The following is a 6,816-nucleotide window of genomic DNA, read 5'->3' as shown; positions in this document are numbered from 1 at the left end:
CGGGGCCGGGCTGCCTGCGGTCGACGGGTTCGCGGCGACGGCGGGCCTCGGCGTCCGGGGGACGGTCGAGGGCCGGCGGGTGCGGGTCGTCCGTCCCGACCGGGTGACGGTCCCGGGCGGGCGACTGCGCACGGCGCTCGCCCGCGCGGAGTCGGCCGGCCGGACGGCCGTGGTGGTGGAGCTCGACGGCCGGGCGGCGGCCGTGCTGGCGGTGGGCGACACGGTGCGGCCGGGCAGTTGGCGGACGCTGCGGCGGCTGCGCGGCCTGGGGCTGGAGCCGGTCCTGCTGACCGGCGACCGGCCGGGCCCGGCCCGGGCCGTGGCGGCCGGGTTGGGCATCACCGCGGTGCACGCCGCGGCCTCGCCGGAGCGCAAGGCGGAGGTGATCGCCGGGCTGCGGGCGGCGGGGCGGCGCGTGGCGATGGTCGGGGACGGCGTCAACGACGCGGTGGCGCTGGCCTCGGCGGATCTGGGCGTCGCCCTCGCGGGCGGCACCGACGCGGCGATCGGCGCGGCCGGGCTGACGCTGGTCCGCGGCGACATCGAGTCGCTGGTGGTCGCGGTGCGGCTGGCCCGGCGCACGGTGGCGGCGATCCGCACCAATCTGGTCTGGGCGTTCGGCTACAACGCCGTCCTGCTGCCGATGGCTGCCCTGGGCCTGCTGAATCCGATGCCGGCGGCGCTCGCGATGTCGGCGAGTTCGCTGCTGGTGGTCGCCAACAGTCTGCGGCTGCGCACCTGGCGGCCCTCGCGGGGTGTCCGGTGAACCGGGCGGCGGTGCTGCCGCCGGCGGCCGCGGTGACGGCGGCCCTGGTGCTGCTGAGCGCCTGGGCGTCCGCCGGCCGGGCCGGACGGCCGGAGCCGGTCGTCGCGGGCGAGGGCCGGATCCTGGTTCCGGTGGCGGGCGCGGTCCGGCCGGTGGCGACGGCCGCGTTCTTCGTGCTGCGCAACCCGGGCGACGTGCCGGACGAGCTGACGGGGGCGAGCTGGGGCCCGACCGGCCGGGTGGTGCTGAAGCGGCACGTGCACCGCGGGGCGACCGGCAGTTGGGAGCCGGTCGCGGGGCTGGCCGTGCCCGCCCGGGCCGAGGTACGGATGTCGCCCGAGGGGGTCGACCTGCTGGTCGTCCGCCCGCCGGCCCTGCGCGCCGGGGAACGGGTGGAGTTCACCCTGCACTTCCGGCACGGCCCGGACGTCAGGGTCCGGGCCGTGGCGGTGGCGCCGGGCGGCGCCGACGGGTGACGGGCGCCGCCCGGCGGGTCAGGCGTCCAGGGGCTTCCAGGCCGGGCCGTGGCCGTCCCGGCGGACGTGGCCGAACACAACGTCGGCGAAGTGCACGCCGAATCCGATCGTGTCCGGTTCGGCCAGTTCGGCGACGAGTCGGCGGCGGTGCTCGGCCGTCCGGGCGGGGTCGTGGTCGAAGGCCGCGGACCACTCGGGGTGGTCGATCTGGATCGGCGAGTGCACGGCGTCGCCGAAGGCGATCAGACGGCGTCCGCCCCCGGTGATCACGTACTCGGCGTGCCCGACGGTGTGGCCGGGGGTGATCCGCACGCGGACGCCGGGGAAGACCTCCTGCCCGTCGGTGACCGTCCTGACCCGTGGGGCGAAGACGGCGGCCTGTTCGGCCGTGCCCTGGGCCTCCAGCAGGTCCTGTCGCTCCCACTCGGCTTCGGAGACCAGGTGGTCGGCGTGGGCGAACGCGGGCCGGCCGGTGCCGGGGGCGGGGTGGCCGGCCCAGCCGAGGTGGTCGGAGTGCAGGTGGGTGAAGGCGACCGCCTCGATGTCCGCGGGTCCGCGGCCGAGTGCGGCGAGGTTCTCCAGCAGGGCGCCGCCGTGGATGACGCCGACCGGCCCGGCCGGGGCTTCGGCCGTGCGCGGGCCGAAGCCGGCGTCGATGAGCAGCGCGCGGTCGCCGTGCTCCACCAGCAGACCGCCGACGCTGCCAACGAGGTGGCCTGCGGCGTCCAGGTACTCCGGGTGTGCGGCCCACACCTCCGCGGTGGTGTCCGGGAGCAGGTCGAGCGGCCGGAGCCGCACGTCGCCGTCCGGCACGTAGGACACCCTGGTCCCGCCCAGTCGTACGGAACGGATCGCTCCCGGCCGGTTCAGCCGTCCGCCCCGAGTCGTCGTCAGGTCCGTCATGGTTCCCCTCCTGTGAATGCACGTCAGCGGCCTGCCGCGGTCTCCCGCGGCGGCGACGCCCACCATATGCATCAAGTTCGAACCATTCAAGTTGCAATTATTTGGATCGGACGGATTTGCTAGGCTGGGGCGCATGACGACGTCCCCGCAGGCACAGGCACCGACGCAGGCGCACGCGCAGGCGCAGGCCGTGGCCGAGCGGCAGCTGTGCGGCCTGGTGAACGGACTCGCCCAGCGCATCGCCGAACACGTGCGGGCACGCGCCGCCACCCTGGGCCTCACCGCCTCCCAGGCGACCGCGCTGCGGGAGATGAGCGGGCCGATGACCATGCGGGAGCTCGCCGAGCGGATGAGCTGCGAGCCCTCCAACACCACCTTCGTCGTCGACAAGCTGGAGAAGCAGCAGCTCGTCGAGCGCCGGCCGCACCCCACCGACCGCCGGGCCAAGCACCTCGTCCTCACCGCCGACGGCACCGCACTGCGCGAACGCCTCCTCGGACTCCTCACCGTGGACTCCCCGCTCTCCGCGCTCACCCCGGACGAGCAGGGCGTCCTGCACGGTCTGCTGGAGCAGGCCGTCGCCCCGCGCCAGGACGCCTCCGGCACATGACCACCCGGGACGGCGAGGGGGACGAGACGCTGCGGGGCACGGAGGCGGTCTTCACCGAGGAGCACCTGGAGGAGCACTCGGGTGCACCGGTGCTGCTCGACTCGGCGGAGGCCGTCGACGCGATGGTCGACGCGCTGATCGCCGGCGGTCCGCTGCGCAACACGGCCCACCTGATCTCCCTGGACCGCCCGCTGCTGCCGTCGGGCCGGCCGGACCACGAGTTCCTGGTCGGGGTCCGCGCCGGCGGGCAGGTCGGCATCCTCTCCTACAGCACCGGCGACGAGGGCGCCCTGATCCCGGCCGGCGAGGCCACCATCCCGGTGGCGACCTACATGGTCGTCACCTACCCCCGGGAGTTCCTGGAGCCGACGGAGGTCCCGATCGGCCTGGTGCGTCAGGCCGTGAAGGAGTTCGTCCTGTCCGGCGGCCGGCGGCCCACCTGCCTGGAGTGGCGCGAAGAGCCGTACTGACCCCCGGGACCCCGGCGTGGCCCGGCCCCGCCGGACAGGCGCCAGGTCCTCTCCTTCGGATCTTGCCGGATGAGCGCGCGGCTCCCCCGGCCTCCGGCCGGGAGGTGCCCCCGTTTCGCGCCCGGCCGGGCGTGCCGGCGGATCGGCCTCGTACCGGACCGCACTCGGCCGATTCGCCGGTGCGTCCGGGCTGGGGGCACCTCCCGGCCCCTCGGGGCTGGGTGGCGATGCCCGGCGTAGCGCGCCCGGCAAGATCCGGAAGAGAGGGCCTACGGCACCCGCAGGGTGACGGCCGCGGTGTGCAGGCGGCCACCGGTCTGGAACTGCAGGAAGACCCGCCAGTTCCCGGGCTTCGCGAGGAGGGCGTAGAAGGTCAGCACCGGGCCGCCGCCGCCCGCGGTGACCGGGGTGATCGGGTGGAGGTGGGCCAGCGCCAGGTCGCCCTCGTGGAAGGCGCTGAGGTGGGCGTAACTCCCGAGGTACGGCTGGAGGTCGGTGACCGGCCTGCCGTCCGGACCCGTGGCGGTGACGGTCAGCGGGAAGGCCTCCGCCGACGTCGGGTCCCCCTGGACGGTCAGCGTGTAGCCGTCGGCCACGGCGGTGCCGGCCGCGGCCGGGAGCGGAGCCGCGGTGGCGGTGCCCGGCACCGTGACGGTGCTGCCGAGCACGTACTCCGTGCCCTGGTGCGACCCGACGGCCGGTGCGAACGAGGCGTACACCCGCCAGACGCCCGGATCGAGTGCGGCCAGGTCGGCCGTCCAGGTGCCGTCGGCCGCCATCACGGGGTGCTGGTGCTGGTAGCCGGTCAGGTCCGAGCGGATCGCGTAGAGGTGCATCCGCTTCGTCTGGGACTCCGCGAACTCGGTGACCGGCCGCCCGTCGGGGCCCGTGACGACGAACGGGAAGCTCACCGGCCGCGCGGCGGGGAGGCCGGCGACCCGCGGCTCCAGGCGGTAGCCGTCGCGCTCCGGGGCCAGCCCGTCGGTGCCGGCCATCGCGTGCCCACCGTGCTTGCCGGCCGCCGGGGAGGCAGCGGCTGCGCCGTGGCCCGCGGCCGAGTGGTCGGCGGCGGAGTGACCCGCGGCGGAACCGCCCGGCTGCGCGGACGCGACCTGCCCCGACGAGTCCTGCGCCGAGGAGCCCTGTGCGGCCATCCCGAGCAGGGCGGTCGCACCGACCGCCAGCGCGAGGGAGCAGGCGAGCAGCGGGCGGTGGCCCTTCCAGTCACGGGTCACGGTGAGCCTTTCGAGCATGCGGGAGCCGGGCCGCGCGTCCGCGCCGCCGTCCTGCGGCCGATCGGGCCGCACGATCAGGAGATCCGCCCGCACCGCGCCGATAACCGAAATCCGGCAGCCTCTTGCCGGGGCGTGCCGTCCGGGACGGGGCCGGCACCGCCGAGGAGCAGGCGGTGCCGGCCCTCCGGGCGGCATTGCAGGCCTCACGACCAGGGCAGGCCTCACGACCAGGGCAGGCCTCACGACCGGGGCAGGCCTCACGACCAGGGCAGGCCTCACGACCGGGGCAGGCCTCAGGACCAGGGCTGGGCGGCGAGCCAGCTGGTGTCCTCGCTCCAACTGGTCGCATTGTCCCAGGTGTTGCTGCCGCCGTCGCCGGCGAGGTAGCCGGTGTAGGCGTAGTGCCGCAGGTACTTGTTCGGGTAGTTGACCGACTGGAAGGAGAAGCCCTGGCCGCTGTGGCCCGCCTGCGGGCAGAAGGTCGCGTCCTGCATGAACAGGGCGGTGCCGTTGCTCGCGGCGGTGTAGAGCTGGAAGCCGGAGTGGCGCAGGTACTGGCCGGGGGCGGCGGCGGACTCGAAGGACAGGCAGCTGCTGTCGGCCAGTCCGGCGCGGACGGTCCAGCCTGCGGCGGTCCTGTCGGCGGCCGGGCTGGCGGCGTTGATCGGCGAGATGGCCACCGTGCCGTCGGTGTTGCGGCGCAGCGAGTCCGCGGTGCAGCAGGCGGTCGTGGCCCGGAGCGAGATGCGGGAGCCGACGGTGAGCGAGCTCGACGTGACGGGGGCCGTCTGGTAGCCGACGGCGTTGATGTTGGCCTGCACGGCGTTCTCGGTGGCGTCGGAGGGGTAGCCGGAGGTCATGACGCCCTCGTAGAAGGTGCCGCTCGAGGATTTGCTGTTGTCGCCGCCGATGCCGAGGATGATGGCGCCTTCCTTGTGCATCGGGTTGTAGCCGGACGCGTTGGGGCGGGCGCCGCTGTAGAAGGTGGAGAGTCCTCCCGACCGGGCGTTGCCGGCGCGGATGGCCCACTGGTTCGGGCCGCCCTTGACGACGGCGGTGAGGAAGCGGTGGCTGACGCTCGGGTCGTTGGCGTTGTATCCGACGTCGGCACCGGAGAACAGGCCGTTCTCGAGGTCGGCCATCACCCAGGGGCCGTTGCCGGCTCCGGTGCCCCAGATCCGGCTGTCGCCGAAGTAGACGGCCTCCATGTGGCCGTTTCCGGTGTCGAGGTTGTTGGTCTCGGCGTTGCCGTAGTCGAAGCAGCAGCCGCCGCCGAAGTGTGTTCCGTCGAGGACGGCGTACATGCCTTCGGGCTGGTCGCCGGTGGCGATCCCGGAGGTGTGGTTGTTGCGGTAGCCGGTGCCGGCGGCCACGTAGATGCCGTAGGCCGGGTGTCCGCCGGCCTTCACGGGTGCGGCCGTGGCGGGCGCGAGGTCGTCGGGGCCGCCCGCGGCCCCGCCCGCGGGTGCCTGGGTGAGGTCGTTGCCGCGGCCCGACTGGTCGTAGACGACGGTGATCAGGCAGGTGGTGGCGGCGCAGAAGGTGTCCTGGGCGGCGGCGTTGGCGTAGCCGCCGGCGCTCAGCGGGCCGATGTCCCTGGTCGCGCCGTCCGAGGCGCGCCGGACCTGGTAGAGGGCTCCGTCGTAGGCGCCGTAGAGGGCACGGGTGGTGCTGTGGGCCGCGACGCAGGGCGTGCCGCCCGCGGCGTAGATGTCGCACGGCCCCTGGGTGGCGGCCTGCGAGGTTGCTTCCGTGCCGGCGAGGAGGGCCGCGGCGAGGACGGCGGTGGTCCCGGACGCGAGCAGGGCGCGCCGGGCGCGGCGCAGCCGTGTTCGAGCAGCCAAGGGTGGGCTCCTTTGCTGGTGGCGGAGGGGTCGAGTGTTAGCGCTAACAATCTGAGCCGGCAGCAACTCAAGACAGCTGGGGTGATTGAGAGTTCGGCTCAGAGGCGGCCGGGCATCACTATGAACACTCCGTATGACCGCGTCAAGGTGTCCGACAGCCCCCGACGCACAGCCGCCGGTCACCGCCGGTCGCCACCGGAACGGCCACTCCCCGCGCCACCTGGGCATTCGCGACCTGCTGCACCCGACAGGGCGGCATCCGCGCCGATACGGCAGGCGCCGGTCACGGATCCCCTGCCCGACGTCCCGGACCCCCGGCGCCACCGGTGACCGGACGGGCGGGCCGGCCGGCAGCGGTCAAGATTCGATAAAGCGGTGCACCACTCTTGCCCCGACCATATGTGAGCGCTAACAATCATCGGGCGAAGACGCCGGTGCTCCCACCCCAGCGCACGCCGGTGACGCATCGGTACGCCGACCGATCATCCTCACACCGTCTTTGACGATCCATC

General features: G+C 74.4%; 7 protein-coding genes. 4 read left to right on the top strand and 3 right to left on the bottom strand.

Features of this window, described 5'->3' with window-relative positions; translation table 11 throughout:
• Together ABZ641_RS21790 and ABZ641_RS21785 are read left to right on the top strand one after the other, a co-directional pair.
• On the top strand, window positions 1-766 hold a 766-nt coding region (locus ABZ641_RS21790), incomplete at its 5' end, for an HAD-IC family P-type ATPase (RefSeq protein ID WP_359984083.1).
• Window positions 763-1,242 (top strand): copper chaperone PCu(A)C, encoded by a 480-nt coding sequence (locus ABZ641_RS21785; protein ID WP_359984080.1) that lies wholly within the window; start codon window positions 763-765, stop codon window positions 1,240-1,242. The genes ABZ641_RS21790 and ABZ641_RS21785, both read left to right, overlap by 4 nt.
• 18 nt (window positions 1,243-1,260) lie before the next feature.
• Here the strand turns inward: ABZ641_RS21785 and ABZ641_RS21780 are convergent, their stop codons facing one another.
• Entirely contained in the window at window positions 1,261-2,145 is an 885-nt protein-coding gene (locus ABZ641_RS21780; protein ID WP_344623306.1) for an MBL fold metallo-hydrolase, read from the bottom strand.
• 133 nt (window positions 2,146-2,278) lie between these two features.
• Here ABZ641_RS21780 and ABZ641_RS21775 point away from each other — a divergent pair, with 133 nt between their 5' ends.
• Together ABZ641_RS21775 and ABZ641_RS21770 are read left to right on the top strand one after the other, a co-directional pair.
• Window positions 2,279-2,755 (top strand): MarR family transcriptional regulator, encoded by a 477-nt coding sequence (locus tag ABZ641_RS21775; RefSeq protein ID WP_359984077.1) that lies wholly within the window; start codon window positions 2,279-2,281, stop codon window positions 2,753-2,755.
• Entirely contained in the window at window positions 2,752-3,225 is a 474-nt protein-coding gene (locus tag ABZ641_RS21770; RefSeq protein ID WP_359984074.1) for an Imm1 family immunity protein, read from the top strand. The genes ABZ641_RS21775 and ABZ641_RS21770 overlap by 4 nt, the downstream gene beginning before the upstream one ends.
• A gap of 269 nt (window positions 3,226-3,494) precedes the next feature.
• Here the strand turns inward: ABZ641_RS21770 and ABZ641_RS21765 are convergent, their stop codons facing one another.
• Both ABZ641_RS21765 and ABZ641_RS21760 read right to left on the bottom strand, forming a co-directional pair.
• Entirely contained in the window at window positions 3,495-4,460 is a 966-nt protein-coding gene (locus ABZ641_RS21765; RefSeq protein ID WP_359984072.1) for a hypothetical protein, read from the bottom strand.
• 293 nt (window positions 4,461-4,753) lie between these two features.
• Window positions 4,754-6,304 (bottom strand): alpha-L-arabinofuranosidase B, encoded by a 1,551-nt coding sequence (locus ABZ641_RS21760; RefSeq protein WP_359984069.1) that lies wholly within the window; start codon window positions 6,302-6,304, stop codon window positions 4,754-4,756.
• Between the last annotated feature and the right edge of the window lie 512 nt (window positions 6,305-6,816).

This window comes from Kitasatospora sp. NPDC007106 (assembly GCF_040634455.1).
GTDB lineage: Bacteria > Actinomycetota > Actinomycetes > Streptomycetales > Streptomycetaceae > Kitasatospora > Kitasatospora arboriphila.
This window is presented reverse-complemented; position numbering and strand designations above follow the sequence as displayed.